Here is a 20,711-nt window from a genome sequence, read left to right on the forward strand (position 1 = left end):
CGGACGGCGTTTGCCGTCCGGGGCCTGGATCGCAGTCCGGTCGGGCTGACCAGACCGATGCGGGAAACAGGGAGCTAGCGCGCCAGCGCCTGGTCCAGGTCGGCGATGATGTCGTTGGCATCCTCGATGCCGATCGACAGGCGCACCACGTCCGGCCCGGAGCCGGCGGCGACCTTCTGCTCGTCGGAGAGCTGGCGATGCGTGGTCGACGCCGGGTGGATGATCAGCGAGCGCGTGTCGCCGATGTTGGCGAGATGCGAGAACAGCTTCACGTTCGAGACGAGCGCGATGCCGGCCTCGTAGCCGCCCTTCAGGCCGAAGGTGAACACCGCGCCGGCGCCCTTCGGGCAGTAGCGCTTGGCCAGCTCGTGATACTTGTCGCCCGGCAGCCCCGGATAGCTCACCCACTCAACGGCCGGATGGCTGTCGAGGTATTCGGCCACCTTCTGGGCGTTGTCGGAGTGGCGCTGCATGCGCAGCGGCAGCGTCTCGATACCGGTCAGGATCAGGAAGGCGTTGAACGGCGACAGGGCCGGGCCGAGGTCGCGCAGGCCGAGAACGCGGCAGGCGATCGCGAAGGCGAAGTTGCCGAACGTCTCGTGCAGCACCATGCCCTGGTACTCGGGGCGCGGCTCCGACAGCATCGGATAGCGGCCGTCGCGGGACCAGTCGAAGGTGCCGCCGTCGACGATCAGGCCGCCGATGGAGTTGCCGTGGCCGCCGAGGAACTTCGTCGCCGAGTGGACGATGATGTCGGCGCCGTGCTCGAACGGGCGGGTGAGGTAGGGGGTCGCCATCGTGTTGTCGACGATGAGCGGCACGCCGGCCCGGCGCGCGATGTCGGCGATCGCCGCGATGTCGACGACGACGCCCCCCGGGTTGGCGATCGATTCGATGAAGATCGCCTTGGTCTTCGGGGTGATCGCCGCCTCGAACGACGCCACGTCGTCCGGGTCGGCCCACACGACGTTCCAGCCGAAGTTCTTGTAGGAATGGGTGAACTGGTTGATCGAGCCGCCGTAGAGCTTGCGCGACGCGACGAACTCGTCGCCGGGCTGCATCAGAGCGTGGAACACCAGCATCTGGGCGGCATGGCCCGAGGCGACGCCCAGGCCGGCCGTGCCGCCTTCGAGCGCGGCGATGCGTTCTTCCAGCACCGCCACCGTCGGGTTGGTGATGCGGCTGTAGATGTTGCCGAACGCCTGCAGGCCGAACAGCGAGGCGGCATGGTCGACGTCGTCGAAGACGAACGAGGTCGTCTGATAGATCGGCGTCGCCCGTGCGCCCGTGGTCGGGTCGGGCTGGGCGCCGGCATGGATGGCGAGCGTCGAGAATCCGGGCTCGTGCGCGTCGGTCATTTGGTTTCCTCCCTGTCTGCTTGCGGCCGCTTCAGGGAGACGGCCGGCAGGTGGGATGTTGTCGCCCATGCCCGGCGCCGGGTCAAAGGCGATTGTCGCCGTCCGGCGCTGGATCGGGGGCATGCCGTTGCCGCCGGAGCGGGCGTTGGAGAACGACGTTTCCGTCGAAGCGTGGCCTCATCGCCGGGCGGTGGAAGGCGGATCGGTACTCGGCTGCAATCGAAACTTCACAAAACCGTCGGGCAACCGTCGCCATTCGAGCAGATCGTCTCCGCGAGGATCCTGTTCAGACGGAGACACGACATGATGCGACTCGGACTTGCCGCGATTGCGGCCGCCATCGCGCTCACGCCCATGGGAGCGCTCGCCCAACCTGCGGGCGAAACGCCGCTGAGCTACGGCGTGCGGCCCTTCTACCTGATCGACAAGCTCCCGGACGGTGAGCTGAAGGACAAGCTCGCCGCCTGTTCCATGCAGACGCCGGCGCGGAGCACCTTCTCGATCGGCCATCGCGGCGCGCCCCTTCAGTTCCCCGAGCACACCGTCGAGTCGAACCTGGCCGCCGCCCGCCAGGGTGCGGGCATTCTCGAGTGCGACGTGGCCTTCACCAAGGACAAGGAGCTCGTCTGCCGCCACGCGCAGAACGACCTGCACACGACCACGAACATCGTCGTGTCCGACCTTGCCGAGAAGTGCACCACGCCGTTCGCTCCGGCTTCCGACGGCGGCAAGGCCGCTGCCGAGTGCCGCACCTCCGACCTGACGCTCGCCGAGTTCCAGACCCTGTCGCCGAAGATGGACGCCTCCGACACGACGGCGACCACGGCCGAAGCGTTTCTCGGCGGCGTGCCCTCCTACCGCACGACCGAATACGCCGACGGTGCGCACCTCCTGACCCACAAGGAGTCCATCGAGCTGTTCAAGAGCCTCGGCGCCAAGTTCACGCCGGAGCTCAAGGACCCGGCCGTGGAGATGCCGTTCGACGGCTTCACCATGGACGACTACGCGCAGAAGCTCATCGACGAGTACAAGGCGGCCGGCGTCCCGGCGTCCGACGTCTTCCCGCAGTCGTTCAATCTCGAGGTGATCAAGTACTGGGTCGCCAACGAGCCGGAGTTCGGCCAGCAGGCGGTCTATCTGGTCGAGCCGGCCGACGGCTGGGACGGCGCCGACCCGTCGACCTGGGAGCACAGCCCGGCCGACATCGCCGCCCTCGGCGTGAAGTATCTGGCGCCGTCCTTCAACATGCTGCTCGACGTCGACGCGAACGGCGAGATCGTCCCGTCCGACTACGCGAATGCGGCGAACGAGGCCGGCCTGAAGCTCATCACCTGGTCGCTGGAGCGCTCGGGCCCGCTGGCCAACGGCGGCGGCTGGTACTTCAACTCCATCACCGACGCGATCCACTCCGATGCCGACTACTACGTCGTCCTCGACGTGCTCGCCCAGGACGTCGGCGTGGTCGGGGTGTTCTCCGACTGGCCGGCGACGGTCACCTACTACGCCAACTGCGTCGGCCTCTGATCGGCCCGAGGTCTCAAGTCCGGAACGAGGCGGCCCCGTCGGGCCGCCTTTTTCGTTTCCGATCCTCGCTGTACCGGGCGGTCAGGTGCGGGCGCGCGCGGGAGCGCGTCAGGTTTCGTCCTTGAGCCCGAGGTGCTGCACGCCCTCCATGAGCGAAGGACGGCGTGCCGAGATCTGGCGCGAGTTAACGCCGCTCCACGAGATCTCTCCCGACAGCCGCGCGTACTCGATCTTCGGACACCGGTTCATGATGACGGTGATGCCGGCGGCCTCCGCCTTTGCGGCCGCCGCGTCGTGGCGGATGCCGAGCTGCATCCAGATGACGCTCGGACGGCGGGGAAGGGCGAGGATCTCGTCGACGACGGCGGGGATCGCATCGGATCGGCGGAAGATGTCCACCATGTCGATCGGCTCGATGATCGCGTCCATCGACCGGTGCACCGTCTGGTCGAGGATCTTCTGGCCGGCCTTGCCGGGATTGATCGGAAACACCCGGTAGCCCTTCGACAGCAGGTATTTCTGCACCAGAAACGACGGCCGGATCGGGTTGTCGCTGGCACCGACGACGGCGATCGTCGAAACCGACTGCAGGACCGTCCTGATGTAGCCGTTGGGATAGCGGTCGTGGTTCACGAACGGCGGCGTTTGGTCGGGGGAATGATCCATCGTCGACGTCAGCGTCCTTCCCAGACCGGATCGCGCTTGTCGACGAACGCGGTCAGCCCCTCGTGCCCGTCGCGGGTGAGGAGGTTGTCGACCATCACCGTCGAGCAATGGGCATAGGCGTCCTTCAGGCCCTTCTCGATCTGGGCGTAGTAGGCCTCCTTGCCCATCTTCAGGACAAGCGGGGACTTTGTCGCCACCCGGGCCGCAAGCGCCATGGTTTCCTCGGTCAGCCGATCCTCGGGAACCACGTGATTGACCAGTCCGATCCGCTCGGCGCGGTCGGCGGAGATGAGGTCGCCGGTGATCAGCATCTCCAGCGCTGCCTTGCGGTCGACGACCCGCGACAGCGGCACCATCGGCGTCGAGCAGAACAGCCCGAAGGTGACGCCGGTGGTGCCGAAGCGCGCGCCCTCCGCCGCAACCGCCATGTCGCAGGCCGCCACGAGCTGACAGCCGGCGGCGGCGGCCACCGTGCGCACCTCGGCGATGATCGGGCGTGGATTGCGGGCGATGCCGTACATCAGCGCCGAGCACTGGTCGAACAGCGCCTGGAAATAGGCGCGTCCGCCGTCGGCGTCGCCGTAGCGTGCGGTCATCGCCTTGAGGTCGTGGCCGGCCGAGAAGGCGGGACCGTCGCCGGCGATCACCACGCAGCGCACGTCGTCGTCCTCGGCCGCCCGCTGGAGCGCCGCCTCGAGGCTGGTCATCATGTCGATGGTCAGCAGGTTGCGGCGCCGGACGTCGCTCAGGGTCAGCCGGCGGACGTGCCCGTCGGTCTCCTCGCGGACGAGCGCGTCATCGGTTCCGAGACCCGCCTCTTTCGCCTGTGGGTGCGCACTCATGAACTTCGCTCCCTGTTCGCGGAACCGGCGTCGGGTTGGGACCGTGCCCACGCCCGCGCTGCCGCTTCACCGACGGTGCCCCGGAACCGCGACGGTTGCAATATGTTGCGCGCCGCGTGCAGGTGAGGGGCTTCGACGCGGGGGCTGAGGCGATGCGGTCCCGCCCTGGTTGCGCGCGCGCCGGGGTTCGCCCAGAACGTCGGCGGGATCGAACAGGAGAGACAGATGCAGACGGCCGGCGAGATCGCTGACTTCTTGGCGCGGGAATTTCCGGCCGTGTTCGGGCCGGACCGCGGCTGCACCGTCGACCTCGCCGAGGATGGGCGGGCGATCTGCAGGCTGGTGCCGACGCCGGACCATCTGCGCCCCGGCGACATCGTTTCGGGCCCGACGATGATGATGCTGGCCGACGCCACCGCCTATGTCGCGCTCCTGTCGATCTATCCGCGCGCCATTCATGCGGTGACGACCAACCTGACGATCAACTTTCTCAGGTCCATGAAGGCCACGGATGCGATCGTCGCCGAGTGCCAGGTGATCAAGTCCGGCAAGCGGCTCGCCGTGATCACCTGCGAGATGCGCAGCGACCTTGCGTCCGAGCCGGCGGCACATGTGGTGATGACCTACTCGCTGCCGCCGACGCCCTGACTTGCGGTATCCCGATACCATAATCACAAGCTTCTGTTTTTAAGGCATGTTTTGGCGCGGAGGTGGCTTGACGCGCGCGCAGAAGCGGCCTATGTCAGCGCCCACTCGCATGAAACGTCCGTCGTCTGGACGGTCGGCGCTCGCGCCGTCCGCTGAGAGGGACTTTCACCGACGAGACAGGTTTCAGGTCAATCCGTGTTCGGCCGATCCGGAGACGAGGTCGATCCAGGAAGGGTAATGCAATGAAAACTCCCTCGGTCAAACCGGCCGAAGTCGTCAAGGGCTGGATCGTGATCGATGCCGCCGACCTCGTGGTCGGCCGCCTCGCGTCGATCGTGGCCAACCGGCTTCGCGGCAAGCACAAGGCGATCTACACGCCTCACGTCGACTGCGGCGACAACGTCATCATCGTCAACGCCGAGAAGGTGCGTCTGACGGGCCGCAAGTACGAGAACAAGAAGTACTACTGGCACACCGGTTATCCGGGCGGCATCAAGGAGCGCACCGCGCGTGCGACCATCGAGGGCCGGTTCCCGGAGCGCGTGGTCGAGGCGGCCATCCGCCGGATGATCCCCCGCGGTCCGCTCGGGCGTCAGCAGTTCAAGAACCTGCACGTCTATGCCGGTCCCGACCATCCCCATGAGGCTCAGAAGCCCGAGGTGCTGGACGTTGCCGCGATGAACACCAAGAACCACAGGGAAGCGTAATGTCCGATCAGCTTCAGTCTCTCGAAGAGCTCGGATCGGCCCTCGGCGGCGAAGGCGCCGCTGCGGAGATCGAGCAGGCCCCGGTTCACGTCCAGAAGCTCGACGCTTATGGCCGCGCCTATGCGACCGGCAAGCGCAAGGACGCGGTCGCCCGCGTCTGGCTGCGTCCGGGCACTGGCAAGATCGTCATCAACAAGAAGGACTTCACGGCGTATTTCGCCCGCCCGGTCCTTCAGATGGTGCTGCGCCAGCCGATCGTCGCCGCCGACCGCGACGGCCAGTTCGACGTCGTCGCCACGGTGTCCGGCGGTGGTCTCTCCGGCCAGGCCGGTGCCGTCCGTCACGGCATCTCCAAGGCGCTGACCTACTACGAGCCGGAACTGCGCGGCGTGCTCAAGCGCGGCGGCTTCCTGACCCGCGACTCGCGCGTGGTCGAGCGCAAGAAGTACGGCCGGGCCAAGGCGCGCCGCAGCTTCCAGTTCTCCAAGCGCTGAGTTCAGCCTTTCGCCTGCGCGGCCCGCCGCGCAGGCCTGCCTCTGCCAGCCGCTCGGACCTTCCGGTCCGGGCGGTTTTTCGTTTGTGCAGGTTTTTCGTTTGTGCCGGTCATGGGCCGCGCGCGGCTGGCCGCAGATGGCTCGAGCCGGCGATGGCCCGAGCCCATGGATCCGAGGACCGCGGGGCCGGCCCGTCGGGCCGCCCCGCCAGAGAGGGCGCTCAGGCCTTGATGTCTTTCGCGTCGTACTCGGCGCGCTCGAAGATCTTTTCCTCTTCCATGTAGCGGTCGAACTTCTGCTGGCTGAGCTTGCAGACGAGCGCGTAGCGGAACGAGCCGATCGCCAGGATGACGATCAGCAGCTGGTCCCAGCCGAACGGGATGATGCCGAGGCCGTTGCCGAAGTGGCCGAGCAGCGAGACGACGGCGATGCCGGCGAGGTAGGGCACCAGCCACACGGCCTCGCGGAGATCGAGCTCCATCTTGTTGTCGCGGGAGACGCCCCAGCGGCCGACCGCAAACCAGATGAAGCCGGCGACCAGCGCCAGTCCGAGCCGCCAGATGGTGTCCCAGCCGCTCCAGTAGACGACCAGCGTGGCGACCACGAAGGCGGCGCCGGCGGTCAGCGTGACGGCCGGCACCTTGAAGGAGCGCGCCTGGTCGGGCAGCAGCGAGCGGAGCGCCACCACGGCGATCGGCCCGACGATGAAGGACAGCACGATCGCCGCGCCGTTGAGCGCGATGATCTCGCTGAACGGCATGATGATGAAGAACAGCGAGGAGACCACGAAGTTGAGGAGCAGGGCCCGCAGCGGGACGCCGCGGTTGGAGATCTCCAGGAAGATCCGCGGGAACATGCCGTTCTGGGCGAGCGCCAGCGCCAGACGGCCGTTCGAGCCGGACGACACAAGGCCGGCGGCGAACGTCGACGTCACCGCACCCACGTTGAGCAGGCTGACCAGCCACAACATGCCGATGGCCGACGCGATCGCGGCCATCGGGCCGAGTTCGTGCCCGAGCGACAGCTTGCTCCAGCCGCCGGCCAGTTCGCCCGGCTGTACGGCGCCGATGAAGGCGGTCTGCAGCAGGGTGTAGAGCACGAAGGCGATGGCGACAGCGAGGATGAGCGCCGCAGGGATCGTGAACTTCGGGTTCTTCGCCTCGCCGGCCATGTCGATGGCATGGCGGAAGCCGATGAAGGCGAAGATGACGCCGCCGCTCGACACCGCCGCAAGGATGCCCTGGATGCCGTAGGGCGCGAAGCCGCCGGTGGAGACGTTGGTGAAGTTGCCGCTGTCGAAGATCGTCGCGATGATCATGCCGGCCAGGATCAGCGGAATGCCGAGCTTGGCCCAGGTGAGGGTGGAGTTCAGGTAGGCGAAGAACTTCACGCCGACGGCGTTGATGATGGTGAAGACCAGCAGCAGCCCCGTGCAGATGGCGACGCCCCAGGCGGACAGATCCTGGTTGGCTCCGACGTAGAGCCAGCTGGCGTGCGGCGCGAGGTAGTGCATCATCGCCTCGACCTCGATCGGCGCGGTGGTGTTGTAGCCCACCCAGGCCGACCAGCCCATGGCGATGGAGACCACGTTGCCGTGGCTGAACTGGGGAACGCGGGCGATGCCGCCGGGCACCGGCAGCATGGCGGAGATTTCGGCGAAGGTGACGGCGAGGAGCAGCATCGCGATGGCGCCGATGCCCCAGGAGATCAGCGACGCGGGACCCGCGTACTGGCTTGCCTGGAGGGGGGCGAACAGCCAGCCCGATCCAATCATGCCGCTGATCGCCACGAAGGTGAGACCGATGAGGCCGATCTCGCGCTTCATATGGTGCATGCCATCCCCCCGCGTGTGACCGGCCTTGTTGCGATGCCGGCGCCCGAATACTGAAAGCCCCTGCGGGCGACCGTACGCGGATTCAGGCTCGCAGTCAGGATTGCAACGGCCTCAATCGCCAGAAAAAGCATGGCCCGTGCAGCACTCTGGTTGCATGGCGTTGTCGATCCCGGGCAAAGCCGCTACATGGTGCGCGAGTTTTGCCCGACGGAGCGCAGAGACGTTCAGATGGCCGACCAATCGCTGCCACGGCCGACCGACAATGCCTTCCTGGGCACGTCGGTCCATGGCGGATCCCACGAGGCGACCTACGCGGGCGTGACGTCGTTCATGCGCCGGCGGCTGACGCGCGACCTCGGCGGGGTGGATCTGGCCGTGTGGGGCATCCCGTTCGACAGTGCGGTCTCCAATCGGCCGGGCGCGCGCTTCGGGCCGCAGGCCGTGCGGCGGGCCTCGGCGATCTTCGACGGCGATCCGCAGTATCCCTTCAACGCTGACCCGTTCGAGACGCTCGCCGTCGTGGACTACGGCGACTGCGCGCTGGATTTCGGATTCCATACGGAAGCGCCGGGAGAGATCGAGAAGCAGGCCGCCGCGATTCTCGACCGAAAGTGCCATCTCTTCTCCCTCGGCGGCGACCATTTCGTGACGCTGCCGCTGCTCAGGGCGCATGCGGCGCGCAGCGGCCCGCTCGGGCTCGTCCAGTTCGACGCCCATCAGGATACCTGGCCGGACCGGGAAGGCCGCATCGACCACGGCAGCTTCGTGGCGCGCGCCGTCCGCGAAGGCATCGTTGACCCGGCCCGGTCGATCCAGATCGGCATCCGCACGCACGCGCCGGAGACGTGCGGCATCGAGATCATCGACGGCGACGCGGTGGCCCGGCTCGGCTGTGCCGCGGTGACCGAGCGGATCCTGTCGCGCGTCGGCGCTGGCGCCACCTACATGACCTTCGACATCGACTGCCTCGACCCGGCGTTCGCGCCCGGCACCGGCACGCCGGTCGCCGGCGGGCTGTCGAGCCGGGAGGCCTTGATGATCCTGCGCGGGCTCGGCTCCGTCGACTTCGTCGGCGGCGACGTGGTCGAGGTCGCGCCCCCCTACGATCACGCCGACATCACCGCGATCGCGGCGGCGACGGTTGCGATGTCCTATATCGGGATGTACGCCGAGCGACGACGACACGAGGGTGCGCCGGCCGCCTGAGGTCCGTTTGCGGGACCGGCTCTCCCGGAGGGAGGGCCTTTTCGGCGGCTGCGCACCCGCTCCGCGCACATCTCGTCCAGACCATTCCTTCTGGCGCCCGCACGGGCGCACCGCCTCGAGGAGGCCATCCATGTCGAAGACCATCAACGTCGCCATCCTGGGCGCGTCCGGCTACACCGGCGCGGAGCTCGTCCGGCTGCTGCTGCGGCATCCGGACTTTCGCATTGCCGCCCTGTCGGCCGACAGCAAGGCCGGCCGCGCCATGGCGGACGTGTTTCCGCAGCTCGCCGGGGTGGCGCTGCCGCAGCTCCAGAAGATCGAGGAGATCGACCTCGACGCCATCGACGCGGTGTTCGCCGCGCTGCCCCACGGCACCACCCAGTCGGTGATCGCCGACCTCCTCGCCCGCAAGCCGGGCCTGAAGATCGTCGACCTGTCGGCGGATTTCCGGCTTGCCGATCTGGATGCCTACGCGGAGTGGTACGGCCACCCCCACAAGGCGCCGGAGCTGCAGACGGAGGCGGTCTACGGCCTCGTCGAGGTGCACCGGGAGGCGATCCGCGGCGCCCGGCTGGTGGCCAACCCGGGCTGCTACACCACCACCGCCGAGCTGCCGATCATCGCGCTGCTGGAAGCCGGTGCCATCGATCCGGACGAGATCGTCATCGACGCCAAGACCGGCATGACCGGAGCGGGGCGGGCGGCCAAGGAGGGGATGCTGTTCTCGGAGGTTTCCGAAGGCATCCACGCCTACGGCGTCGGCGAGCACCGGCACATGGCGGAGCTCGACCAGGAGTTCTCGGTTGCCGCCGGCCGGGAGGTGAAGGCGAGCTTCACGCCCCACCTGGCGCCGATGAACCGGGGCATCTACGCCACCATCTACGTCCGGGCGGCGGACAGCCTCGACGCGGCCGGCATGCACGACATCCTCACCCGGCGTTACGCCGACGAGCCGTTCGTCACGGTGCTGCCGTTCGGGCAGGTGCCCCAGTCGCGGCACGTGCGGGGCTCGAACATGGTGCAGATCGGGGTCGTCGCCGACCGGCGGCCCGGCCGCGCCATCGTGGTCTCCACCCTCGACAACCTCGTCAAGGGCGCCTCCGGCCAGGCGGTTCAGAACATGAACCTGATCATGGGGCTGCCGGAGACGGCGGGGCTGGAGCAGATCGCGCTGTTTCCGTAATGCCTGCGCGCCCCCGACGGGCGTGCGGCCCGTTCGGGGGCGTTGCCAGGACGCATCCGGGAGAGACGGGACCTCTCCCGGCGGTCAGAGGTGCTGGGCGCGTTCGCCGTCGTTGTCGACGAGCACGTAGATGCCGGCGACCAGGATGGTGATGTAGAAGCGGAACGCCGCCTCCTGTCCGTTCCAGATCTCCGACTGCCACATGGCGAACCATTCCCCGCCGATCGTCATGAAGCCGACGAACCAGGTGAAGAAGCCGAGCATCACACCGACGGCGGTGAACGACTTGGCGCGCTGGAAGGCCGCCTTGGAGGCCGTCACCGCGCGCGCCATCATGAAGGTGGCGACGACGAAGGCGAGGCAGGTGAGGCCCTCGGCGAGGATGATGAGCGCATAGGCCGTGCGCTGCGCCTCTTCGCTCCGGATGGCGCGCCATTTCACGGTCGAGTCGGGAAAGATCGTGTCCATGGCCAGAACGTGGTGCATGAACATCCAGTTGCTGCCGTAGTCGGTCAGGTTTCCGAAGGTGACGAGGAACGCGAACAGCGCCAGCCCGGCCGTCAGAACCACCTTTGAGACCCTCAGAAGTATCATCCCGCCACCCCAATTCAGCTCGTTCGACGGCCCTGGACGGCTGCGTGCGCGAAGGCCGCGTCCACAGTCGAGCACGCCGCGCCCCGAAAGACTGCGATCTGCGTCACGCTGGTGCGCGATGCGCGGTCATGCATGGCGCAACGATGCTCCAGATGGGCGGTGGTGATCAACTCCGCCGTGCGGCCGGTCGGGCGCGCAGGATCGGGCACCCATCCGGCGGGAGCGGCCGGCAGCATCGACCGGCGTCGCCGCAGAAAGACCTAGTAGCGCACCTTGACGAACCGGCCGGGGGCATCCTCGATCGGGTTGAAGGCGTCGCCGCCGGGCTTGCGGGCGGGAACGTCGTCGCCGAGGGCGTGCTCTTCCATCCACGCCTCCCAGTCGGTCCACCAGGAGCCGGGGTGCTCGGTCGCTTTCTCAATCCAGCTCTCGAAGTCGCTCTCGACGGGCGGGCCGGACCAGTACTGGTACTTGTTCTTCGCGGGCGGGTTCACCACGCCGGCGATGTGGCCGGAGCCGGCCAGCGTGTAGCGCACGTCGCCGCCGAAGAAGCGCGAGCCCTCGTAGACCGAGCGGGCAGGGGCGATGTGGTCTTCCCGGGTGGCGAGGTTGTAGACGGGGATCTTCACGTCGCCGAGGCTGACGGGCACCCCGCCGATCGAGAGTTCGCCCTTGGTCAGCCGGTTCTCCAGGTAGAACTGGCGCAGGTAGAACGAGTGGTTGGCGGCCGGCATGCGCGTCGAATCGGAGTTCCAGTAGAGCAGGTCGAACGGGAACGGCTCCTGGCCCTTAATGTAGTTGTTGACCACGTACGGCCAGATCAGGTCGTTGGAGCGCAGCATGTTGAAGGCGGAGGCCATGCGCTCGCCCTCCAGGTAGCCCTTTTCCCGCATGCGCTCTTCCAGCAGCAGGAGCCGCTCCGGGTCGACGAACACCTTCAGGTCGCCGGCATGGGTGAAGTCGACCTGGGTGGCGAGAAACGTCACCGTGTCGGCACGGGTGTCGCCGGTGGCGGCCATGTAGGCGAGGGTGACGCCGGTCAGCGTGCCGCCGACGCAGTAGCCGATGACGTCGATCTTCTCCTCGCCGGTGGCCTTCTGGACCAGGTCGAAGGTCTCCAGGATCCCCTCGCGCATGTAGTCCTCGAAGGTCTTCTCGGCGAGCTTCTCGTCGGGATTGACCCAGGACACCACGAACACCGTGTAGCCCTGATCGACCATGTACTTGATGAAGGATTTTTCCGGCGTCAGGTCGAGGATGTAGAACTTGTTGATCCACGGCGGCACGATGACGATCGGCTTGCGCTTCACCGTCTCCGTGGTCGGGTCGTACTGGATCAGCTGGCGGATGTCGTTCTCCGCGATCACCTTGCCGGGCGTGGTGGCAAGCGAGGTGCCGACGTCGAAGCCCTCCAGCGTGGTCTGGCGAATGCGCAGCGTTCCGCCGCCGCGCTCGATGTCCTCGGCCAGCATCTTCATGCCGCGCACCAGGTTCTCGCCGTTGGAGGTGGCGGTGGCGCGCAACAGCTCGGGATTCGTCAGGATGAAATTGGAGGGCGACAGCGCGTTGGCGAGCTGCCGCATGTAGAACTCCGCCTTGTGGCGGGTGTGCTCGTCGATGTCCTCGGCGCCGTCGACGAGGTCCTCGGCCCAGCGGCTGGTGACCAGATAGAGCTGCTTGAGGAAGTCGAAGAAATTGTTCTCCGACCACTCCGGGTCCTTGAAGCGCTTGTCGCGCGGATCGGGTGCGGCGGCCGGCGCGGCGTCTTCGCCGGCCATGCGCTTCAGGGTCGAGTTCCACACCGCCATGTAGCCGGTCCACAGGCGGTTCTGGGCGTCCATGGCGCGCGACGGGTCGGACAGCCAGTACTGGCCGACGTGCGACAGCGTCTTGACCCAGTCGTTGATCTCGTCCCCATAGTCGGGCTTGACCGCGCCCTTCTCGATCGGCTCGAGATAGGCGGCGAGGGCCTTGCCGCCCTGTTCCAGGACGCGCGCCAGGTTCTCCGCGAAGGTCTCCGGATTGTTGACGATGTACTGCAGGATCGGGTCGGGTCGTTTATCGTCCATAGGGCGTATCTTCCCCGGCGTCTCTGAATGGGCCATTCATGGATAGGCTTCGGGTGTGGCCCGGGCGTGACGTGCATCCTGGGAATCGAACGGATCGCACCGATGCCGTCCTTTCCTCCCGCATGGACGAAATCCTACGCCAGATCATGTCGGTCTGTACAACTTGAGGCGAGTGCAAAGCCTGCGCCATGGTGATCAAATTTCCGAACGTTCTGTCCGCGATGCCGGCGGTCCTGGCCGGCACCCTTCTGCTGGCCACGCTCGCCGGGTGTTCCAGCCAGCCCGGCGCGCCGCTGATCGGTGCCAAGAGCGCGCCGGCGATCCCGTCGCCCACCACCGGTAAGGCCGTGCTCGACAACGGGTATCCGAACCCGCTCGTCGATCCGGTGAAGGTGGAGGGGACGCCGCTGACCGCCGCCGAGCAGGTGCAGCTGCAGACGGATCTGGAGGCCGAGCGGGAATCGGCCAAGGCCCGCGCCAACTTCTGAGGCGGGGCCGAGATTGCGTCGGGGCGCAGGACCCGCACGCCGGCGGAGATAATTCGCGGTGGGCGCCCCATCAAGGGGATGCGCAGGCAAGCTTTGCCGACTATGGTGCGCGCCCCATGAACCGTTAACCAACCCGTGATAGTGTGGATCCCTCACTCCGGGTCAGGGTCATTGCGATGACGAACGATTTTCACAAGATTCGACGCTTGCCGCCGTACGTCTTCGAGCAGGTGAACCGGCTGAAGGCCGCCGCTCGGGCCGAGGGCGCCGACATCGTCGATCTCGGCATGGGCAACCCGGACCTGCCGACGCCGCAGTTCGTCATCGACAAGCTCGTCGAGACCGTCGCACGGCCGCGCACCAACCGCTACTCGGCATCGAAGGGCATCGGCGGGCTGCGACGCGCCCAGGCGAGCTACTATGCGCGCCGGTTCGGCGTGCGGCTCGATCCCGACAGCCAGATCGTGGCGACGCTGGGCTCGAAGGAGGGCTTCGCCAACATGGCCCAGGCGATCACCGCGCCCGGCGACGTGGTGCTGACGCCGAACCCGAGCTACCCGATTCACGCGTTCGGCTTCCTGATGGCCGGCGGCGTCATCCGCTCGGTTCCGGCCGAGCCGGGGCCGGAGTTCTTCCATGCGCTCGAGCGCGCGGTGATCCACTCGATCCCCAAGCCGATCGCCGTGATTCTCTGCTACCCGTCGAACCCGACGGCCTGCATCGCCTCGCTCGATTTCTACAAGGACGTCATCGCGTTCGCGAAAAAACACGAGATTTTCGTGCTCTCCGATCTCGCCTATGCGGAGATCTATTTCGACACGCCGCCGCCGCCCTCGGTGCTGCAGGTGCCGGGCGCGATGGACGTGGCGGTCGAGTTCACCTCGATGTCGAAGACCTATTCGATGCCGGGCTGGCGGATCGGTTTCGCCGTCGGCAACGAACGGCTGATCAGCGCGCTGGCGCGCGTGAAGTCCTATCTGGACTACGGCGCGTTCACGCCGATTCAGGTGGCGGCGGCGGCGGCGCTGAACGGCGGCGACGAGCCGATCGACGAGGTGCGCGAGATCTACCGCAAGCGGCGCGATGCGCTGGTCGACAGCTTCGGCCGGGCCGGCTGGGACATTCCGCCGCCGGCGGCGTCGATGTTCGCGTGGGCGCCGGTGCCCGAGCCGTTCCGCGAACTGGGCAGTCTCGGCTTCGCCAAGCTGCTGCTGGAAAAGGCCGAGCTGGCCGTCGCGCCGGGCGTCGGGTTCGGCGAAAACGGCGACGGCTATGTGCGCATCGCACTCGTCGAGAACGAACAGCGCATCCGCCAGGCCTCCCGGAACGTACGTCGCTTCCTTGAAACCGCTGGGGAAACGTTGCACAACGTCATCCCAATCGGCATGCACCGATAAACTTTCCCAGCACTCGGGCTTTCATGGAACCTGTTTTGAAAGTCGGCGTCGCCGGCCTCGGTACGGTCGGAGCGTCGGTCCTGCGCCTGTTGGAACGCCGCCGCGACGAGCTCAAGTCCGCGTGCGGTCGTTCCATCGAGGTCGTGGCTGTCTGCGCGCGCGACCGCACCCGGGACCGTGGCGTCGATCTCTCCAGAGCCGTCTGGTACGAGGATCCCGTCGCACTCGCCCGCGACGCGGATATCGACGTGTTCGTCGAGCTCATGGGGGGCGATGACGATCCCGCCGATGCGGCCGTCCGGGCGGCGCTCAACGGCAAGCGCGCGGTGGTGACCGCGAACAAGGCGCTGCTCGCCCGCCACGGGACCGAACTCGCCCGGCTTGCCGAGGCGAACGCCGTCTCGCTGTCCTTCGAGGCCGCGGTGGCCGGCGGCATTCCGGTGGTCAAGACGATGCGTGAGGCGCTGCTCGCCAACCGGATCGACCGCGTCTATGGCATCCTCAACGGCACCTGCAACTACATCCTCAGCCGGATGGAGCGCGACGGTCTCGACTTCGAGACCTGCCTGCGCGAGGCCCAGCGCCTCGGCTATGCCGAAGCCGATCCGACCTTCGACATCGACGGGTTCGACGCGGCCCACAAGCTGGCGATCCTGACGAGCCTGGCGTTCGGGACCGAGATCGACGGCGAGGCGGTCTATGTCGAGGGAATCCGCACCATCGAGCCGGCCGACCTGAAGGCCGCCGACGAGCTCGGCTTCCGTATCAAGCTGCTCGGCGTGGCGCTGCGCACCGACGACGGCATCGAATGCCGGGTCCACCCGACGATGGTCCCGAAGTCGTCGGCGATCGCCCGCATCGACGGGGTGCTGAACGCGGTTGCCATCGACGGCGACGCGCTGGGCGAGATCATCCTGGTCGGGCCCGGGGCCGGCGGCGACGCCACCGCCTCGGCGGTCATCGCCGATCTTGCGGACGTGGCGCGCGGCTACGTCGTGCCGGCGATGGGCCGCGCGGCGCACAAGCTCGAACCGTATCCGCGCGCCCGCATGCGCCGCCACGCCGGCAGCTACTACATCCGCCTGTCCGTCGCCGACAGGCCGGGCGCCTTTGCGGCGATCGCCGGACGGATGGCGGAGAAGGGCATCTCGCTCCAATCGATCGTGCAGCGGCGTCAGCCGGCGGGAGAGAACGGGCGCCAGGAGGACGGGGAGCCGCTGGTGCAGCCGGTTTTCCTGGTCACGCACCAGACGACCGAGGAAGACGTGCGGGAGGCCCTTGCGGCCATCGCCGACGACTCGGTAATTGCATCCGAGCCGCAGGTCATACGGATCGAGCGTCTCGACGACACCACGCCTTCGGCGCGACGGGAGAAAAACAATGGCTGCTGAGAAAACCGGTCTTCACCATGGCGAGGCCGTTCTCGACCGTGTTCTGACCCTTGAAGTCGTGCGCGTGACCGAGCGCGCGGCCGTTGCCGCCGCCAAGCTGCGTGGCCATGGCGACGAGAAGGCGGCCGACCAGGCCGCCGTCGACGCCATGCGCCGGGAGCTGAACCAGCTGGCGATCGACGGCACCGTCGTCATCGGCGAGGGCGAGCGCGACGAGGCGCCGATGCTCTACATCGGCGAAGAGGTCGGCACCAAGCAGGGCCCGAAGGTCGACATCGCGCTCGACCCGCTCGAAGGCACCACCATCTGCGCCAAGAACCTGCCGAACTCGCTGGCCGTGCTGGCGCTGGCGGAGGGCGGCAGCCTGCTCAACGCGCCGGACGTCTACATGGAGAAGATCGCGGTTGGCCCGGGCTATCCGGAAGGCCTCGTCGACCTCGACATTCCGCCGGCCGAGATGATGGCCAAGGTCGCCAAGGCGAAGGGCTGCTCGGTCTACGAAGTGACCGCCTGCATCCTCGACCGTCCGCGCCACGCCAAGCTGATCGAGGAAGTGCGCGCCACCGGCGCGGCCATCCGCCTGATCGGCGACGGCGACATCGCCGGCGTGATCCACACGACGAACCCGGAAGACACCGGGATCGACATCTACATGGGCATCGGCGGTGCGCCCGAGGGCGTGCTGGCGGCGGCCGCGCTGCGCTGCATCGGCGGCCAGATGCAGGGCCGGCTCGTCACCAACAAGGACGAGCAGCGCGAGCGGGCCGAACGGATGGGCGTGACCGACATCAACAAGAAGTACTCGATGGAGGAGATGGCCTCCGGCGACGTGTACTTCGCCGCGACCGGCGTCACCGACGGCAACCTGCTGCAGGGCGTGCGGTTCGGCCGGAACTCGATCACCACCCACACCGTGGTGATGCGCTCGTCCACCAAGACCGTCCGCTGGATCAAGGCCGAGCACGCGAACTTCGAGAAGTTCAAGCTCGATTGACCGAATCGGCCCGGTTTGCGATTCGATGCGGATGGCAAACGGGATCGGACTGAACGAGGGAAGCGGCGTCGCCGGAGCGGTTGCGCCGCTTCTTGGCGTTCGCACCTCCGCGACGGGGCGATTCTGGCAGGCCCGCCTCGATCCGCTTCAGGAAAACGAGGCCCGGGCGATCTCCCAGCGCCATGGCCTGCCGGAGATCATCGGCCGCGTGCTGGCGGGCCGGGGCGTCGATTGCGACGGCACCGAGGCCTTCCTCGACCCGAGCCTGAAGGCGCTGCTTCCCGATCCGTCGACGCTGACCGACTGCGAGGCCGCCGCCGAGCGCATCGCCGACGCCATCGGACGCGGCGAGCGGGTCACCGTGTTCGCCGACTACGACGTCGACGGCGCCACCTCCGCGGCGCTCGTGGTGCGGGCGCTGCGCGCCTTCGGCATCGAGGCGGCGATCTACGTGCCGGACCGCGTCACCGAGGGCTACGGCCCGTCCGTCGACGCCATCCGGCGGATCGGCCAGACCACCGACCTGCTGATCGCCGTCGACTGCGGCAGCGCTGCCCACGAACCGCTCGATGAGGCCCGGCGGGCCGGGATGGAGGTGGTCGTCATCGATCACCATCCGGTCGGCGAAACGCTGGCGCCGGCCCACGCCATCGTCAATCCCAACCGCCAGGACGACCTCTCGGGCCAGGGCATCCTCGCCGCCGTCGGCGTGACCTTCGTCGTGCTGGTCGCCCTCAACCGGGCGATGCGCCGGCGCGGCGGCGCGGCGGCGGTACGATGCCCGGACCTGCTCGGCCTGCTCGACCTGGTGGCGCTCGGCACCGTCTGCGACGTGGTCCCGCTGGCCGGCCTGAACCGGGCCTTCGTGGTCAAGGGCCTGAAGCTCATGCGCAGCCGGGTCAATCCGGGCCTGACGGCGCTCTGCGACCACGCCAAACTGTCGGCGCCGCCCGGCACCTATCATCTCGGCTTCGTCCTCGGCCCCCGCATCAACGCCGGTGGCCGGATCGGCGAAGCGGGGCTGGGCGCGCGCCTGCTGACCTCCGACGATGCCGAGACCTCGGCCCGCATCGCGGCCGAACTCGACCGCCTCAACCGCGAACGCCAGACGCTGGAGACCTCCGCGCTCAAGGAAGCGGAGGCGATGCTGCTGCCGCTGGAGATCGAGGGAAGGCTGCCGCCGGTGCTGGTCGTCGCCGCGCCGGGCTGGCACATCGGCGTGGTCGGCCTCGTCGCTTCGCGCCTCAAGGAACGCCATCGCCGCCCGGCGCTCGCCGTCGCCTTCGATGTCGACGGCAAGGGCGTCGGCTCGGCGCGCTCGGTGCCGGGCGTGGACCTCGGCGCGGCGATCCGCGCGGCGGTCGAGGAGGGGCTGCTGCTCAAGGGCGGCGGCCATGCGATGGCGGCCGGCTTCACAGTCGCCGCCGACCGCCTCGACGCGCTGACCCAGTTTCTCGGCGCACGCCTGGCCGACGAGGTGGCCGGCGCCCAGGCATCGGACGGCCTTTCCATCGACGGCGTGCTGGGGCCGCGCGGCGCCAACGAGGCCCTGGTCGAACTCCTGGAGCGGGCCGGCCCGTTCGGTGCCCGCCATCCCGAGCCGCTGTTCGCGTTCTCCAACCTGCTGGTCGACACCGTCAACGAGGTCGGAGACGTGCACCTCCGCGTCGGCCTCAAGGCGGAGGACGGGGCCAAGCTCGACGCGATGGCCTTCCGGGCGCGCGGCACGGCGCTGGGCGACCGTCTCGTCGCGGCGCGCGGCGGCCCGGTGCACGTGGCGGGCGCGCTGATGCTCGACACCTTCCGCGGCGTGCCCAAGGTGCGCCTGAGGCTCACCGACGTGTCCGCCTGACGCATCCTCAGCCACCCGCCGCCGCATTGCAGCCTTGCCGCAGTCGCTCTTGCGCCTGTATCGCTTCGGGGGGATGCTGCGGCCCGCACGGGTGCCGGCAGGGGAGAGGGACGGGGATGTACGGACGGATTGGACAGCTGGCTGCGGCGGCACTGCTCGCCACCGCCCTCGGATCGGCCCCTGGCGCGGCGCAGGACACGATCAAGATCGGCGAGCTGAACAGCTACAAGGCGATCCCCGCCTTCCTGGAGCCCTATCAGAAGGGCATGGAACTGGCCGTCGCCGAGGTGAACGCGGCGGGCGGCGTGCTCGGCAAGAAGCTTGAAGTCGTCACGCGCGACGACGGCGCCAATCCGGGCGACGCCGTGCGGGCGGCGGAGGAATTGACGACACGCGAAGGGGTGCAGGTGCTCGCCGGCACGTTCCTGTCGAACATCGGGCTCGCCGTCTCCGAATATGCCAAGCAGCGCAAGGTGTTCTTCCTCGCCTCCGAACCGCTGACCGACAAGCTGACCTGGGACAACGGCAACCGCTACACCTTCCGGCTCCGGCCCTCGACCTACATGCAGGTCGCCATGCTGATGGATGCGGTGGTGGATTCCGGCGCCAAGCGCTGGGCGGTCGTCTATCCCAACTACGAGTACGGCACGTCCGCCGCCGAAACCTTCAAGGCGCTGCTGAAGGAGCGGGTGCCGGACGCGGTCGTGGTGACCGAACAGGCGCCGCCGCTGCGTGGCATCGATGCCGGCGCGGTGGTGCAGGCGATCGCCGACAGCCAGCCCGACGGCATCTTCAACGCGCTGTTCGCCGGCGATCTCTCCCAGTTCGTCCGCGAGGGCCAGACCCGTGGGCTGTTCGACGAGATGCCGGTCGTGAGCCTTCTGACCGGTGAGCCGGAATATCTGGATCCGCTGGGTGCCGACACGCCGACCGGGTGGGTGGTCACCGGCTATCCCTGGTACGGCATCACGACGCCGGAGCACGACGTCTTCCTGACGGCCTACAAGGACCGCTTCGACACCTATCCGCGGCTCGGGTCGGTGGTCGGCTATTCCACCATCAAGTCGATCGCCGCCGGCATCGAGAAGGCCGGATCGGCCGACACCGACGCGCTCATCGCCGCGTTCGAGGGCCTGCAGGTCACGACCCCGTTCGGCGAGATCACCTACCGGGCGAGTGACCACCAGTCGACCATGGGCGCCTTCGTCGGCAACCTCGATCTCGTCGACGGGACCGGCCAGATGGTCGACTTCACCTATGTGGCGGGCGACACGGTCCTGCCCAGCCCCGAAGAGGCCGCCGCGCGCCGCCCCGCCGACTGACCGGGTGGTCCCCGGCAACGGGGCCTCCGCGCAGTCACCGCCCGCGCGCCGGACGGGTTCGAACCTCCAGTTGGATCAGATGGTTACAGGCGGTTCCTCAATGACCGGCATTGGCCCCGGCGCGGTGCCGCCGGCTGCCGTG

Annotated in this window: 18 protein-coding genes; 12 read left to right on the forward strand and 6 right to left on the reverse strand. The window is 68.0% G+C overall.

Annotated elements, in window-relative coordinates:
- Window positions 1-74: 74 nt before the first annotated feature.
- Window positions 75-1,358, reverse strand: a complete 1,284-nt coding sequence (locus ACSSVZ_RS08415; protein ID WP_453969358.1) for an O-acetylhomoserine aminocarboxypropyltransferase — start codon at window positions 1,356-1,358, stop codon at window positions 75-77.
- A gap of 306 nt (window positions 1,359-1,664) precedes the next feature.
- Here ACSSVZ_RS08415 and ACSSVZ_RS08420 point away from each other — a divergent pair, with 306 nt between their 5' ends.
- Window positions 1,665-2,882, forward strand: coding sequence for a glycerophosphodiester phosphodiesterase family protein (locus tag ACSSVZ_RS08420; protein ID WP_453969597.1), 1,218 nt, complete (start codon window positions 1,665-1,667; stop codon window positions 2,880-2,882).
- 108 nt (window positions 2,883-2,990) lie between these two features.
- On the opposite strand, the gene ACSSVZ_RS08425 is transcribed toward ACSSVZ_RS08420, so the two are convergent.
- Window positions 2,991-3,515 carry a CoA-binding protein gene (locus ACSSVZ_RS08425; protein WP_453969598.1) on the reverse strand — a complete coding sequence of 175 codons (525 nt, stop codon included), beginning with the start codon at window positions 3,513-3,515 and terminating at the stop codon, window positions 2,991-2,993.
- Window positions 3,516-3,556: 41 nt separating this feature from the next.
- Entirely contained in the window at window positions 3,557-4,390 is an 834-nt protein-coding gene (locus tag ACSSVZ_RS08430; protein ID WP_453969359.1) for an enoyl-CoA hydratase, read from the reverse strand.
- 225 nt (window positions 4,391-4,615) lie between these two features.
- Between ACSSVZ_RS08430 and ACSSVZ_RS08435 the strand changes: the two genes are divergently transcribed.
- The 3 genes from ACSSVZ_RS08435 to rpsI all read left to right on the forward strand — a co-directional run bounded on the left by ACSSVZ_RS08435 (window position 4,616) and on the right by rpsI (window position 6,239).
- On the forward strand, window positions 4,616-5,038 hold the full coding sequence (locus ACSSVZ_RS08435; protein WP_453969360.1) for a PaaI family thioesterase: 423 nt from the start codon (window positions 4,616-4,618) through the stop codon (window positions 5,036-5,038).
- A gap of 242 nt (window positions 5,039-5,280) precedes the next feature.
- Window positions 5,281-5,745 carry a 50S ribosomal protein L13 gene (gene rplM / locus ACSSVZ_RS08440; RefSeq protein WP_453969361.1) on the forward strand — a complete coding sequence of 155 codons (465 nt, stop codon included), beginning with the start codon at window positions 5,281-5,283 and terminating at the stop codon, window positions 5,743-5,745.
- Window positions 5,745-6,239, forward strand: a complete 495-nt coding sequence (gene rpsI / locus ACSSVZ_RS08445; protein ID WP_453969362.1) for a 30S ribosomal protein S9 — start codon at window positions 5,745-5,747, stop codon at window positions 6,237-6,239. The genes rplM and rpsI overlap by 1 nt, the downstream gene beginning before the upstream one ends.
- A gap of 220 nt (window positions 6,240-6,459) precedes the next feature.
- On the opposite strand, the gene ACSSVZ_RS08450 is transcribed toward rpsI, so the two are convergent.
- Window positions 6,460-8,073 (reverse strand): APC family permease, encoded by a 1,614-nt coding sequence (locus tag ACSSVZ_RS08450; protein WP_453969363.1) that lies wholly within the window; start codon window positions 8,071-8,073, stop codon window positions 6,460-6,462.
- Window positions 8,074-8,301: 228 nt separating this feature from the next.
- Between ACSSVZ_RS08450 and speB the strand changes: the two genes are divergently transcribed.
- Both speB and argC read left to right on the forward strand, forming a co-directional pair.
- Entirely contained in the window at window positions 8,302-9,279 is a 978-nt protein-coding gene (gene speB / locus ACSSVZ_RS08455; protein WP_453969364.1) for an agmatinase, read from the forward strand.
- 130 nt (window positions 9,280-9,409) lie between these two features.
- Window positions 9,410-10,462, forward strand: a complete 1,053-nt coding sequence (argC, locus tag ACSSVZ_RS08460; RefSeq protein ID WP_453969365.1) for an N-acetyl-gamma-glutamyl-phosphate reductase — start codon at window positions 9,410-9,412, stop codon at window positions 10,460-10,462.
- 84 nt (window positions 10,463-10,546) lie between these two features.
- Here the strand turns inward: argC and ACSSVZ_RS08465 are convergent, their stop codons facing one another.
- Both ACSSVZ_RS08465 and phaC read right to left on the reverse strand, forming a co-directional pair.
- The gene (locus ACSSVZ_RS08465) at window positions 10,547-11,056 is read right to left on the reverse strand and encodes a DUF2165 family protein (RefSeq protein ID WP_453969366.1); all 510 of its coding nucleotides are present in this window, start codon (window positions 11,054-11,056) and stop codon (window positions 10,547-10,549) included.
- A 260-nt stretch (window positions 11,057-11,316) separates the two neighbouring features.
- Entirely contained in the window at window positions 11,317-13,125 is a 1,809-nt protein-coding gene (gene phaC, locus ACSSVZ_RS08470) for a class I poly(R)-hydroxyalkanoic acid synthase (protein ID WP_453969367.1), read from the reverse strand.
- A gap of 188 nt (window positions 13,126-13,313) precedes the next feature.
- On the opposite strand from phaC, the gene ACSSVZ_RS08475 reads away from it, so the two are divergent.
- The 6 genes from ACSSVZ_RS08475 (at window position 13,314) to ACSSVZ_RS08500 (ending at window position 20,569) form a co-directional block, all read left to right on the forward strand.
- The gene (locus ACSSVZ_RS08475; protein ID WP_453969368.1) at window positions 13,314-13,613 is read left to right on the forward strand and encodes a hypothetical protein; all 300 of its coding nucleotides are present in this window, start codon (window positions 13,314-13,316) and stop codon (window positions 13,611-13,613) included.
- Window positions 13,614-13,789: 176 nt separating this feature from the next.
- A complete protein-coding gene (locus ACSSVZ_RS08480) occupies window positions 13,790-15,010 on the forward strand; it encodes an LL-diaminopimelate aminotransferase (protein ID WP_453969369.1) in 1,221 nt (406 codons plus the stop codon).
- A 23-nt stretch (window positions 15,011-15,033) separates the two neighbouring features.
- Window positions 15,034-16,401, forward strand: coding sequence for a homoserine dehydrogenase (locus ACSSVZ_RS08485; protein WP_453969370.1), 1,368 nt, complete (start codon window positions 15,034-15,036; stop codon window positions 16,399-16,401).
- Entirely contained in the window at window positions 16,391-17,395 is a 1,005-nt protein-coding gene (gene glpX / locus ACSSVZ_RS08490; protein ID WP_453969371.1) for a class II fructose-bisphosphatase, read from the forward strand. Before ACSSVZ_RS08485 ends, glpX begins: the two co-directional genes overlap by 11 nt.
- A gap of 31 nt (window positions 17,396-17,426) precedes the next feature.
- Window positions 17,427-19,247, forward strand: coding sequence for a single-stranded-DNA-specific exonuclease RecJ (gene recJ, locus ACSSVZ_RS08495; RefSeq protein ID WP_453969372.1), 1,821 nt, complete (start codon window positions 17,427-17,429; stop codon window positions 19,245-19,247).
- Between the two features lie 116 nt (window positions 19,248-19,363).
- Window positions 19,364-20,569: an ABC transporter substrate-binding protein gene (locus ACSSVZ_RS08500; RefSeq protein ID WP_453969373.1), complete on the forward strand. Its 1,206-nt coding sequence runs from the start codon at window positions 19,364-19,366 to the stop codon at window positions 20,567-20,569.
- The last annotated feature ends 142 nt before the right edge of the window (window positions 20,570-20,711 follow it).

The organism is Amorphus sp. MBR-141, assembly GCF_053628695.1.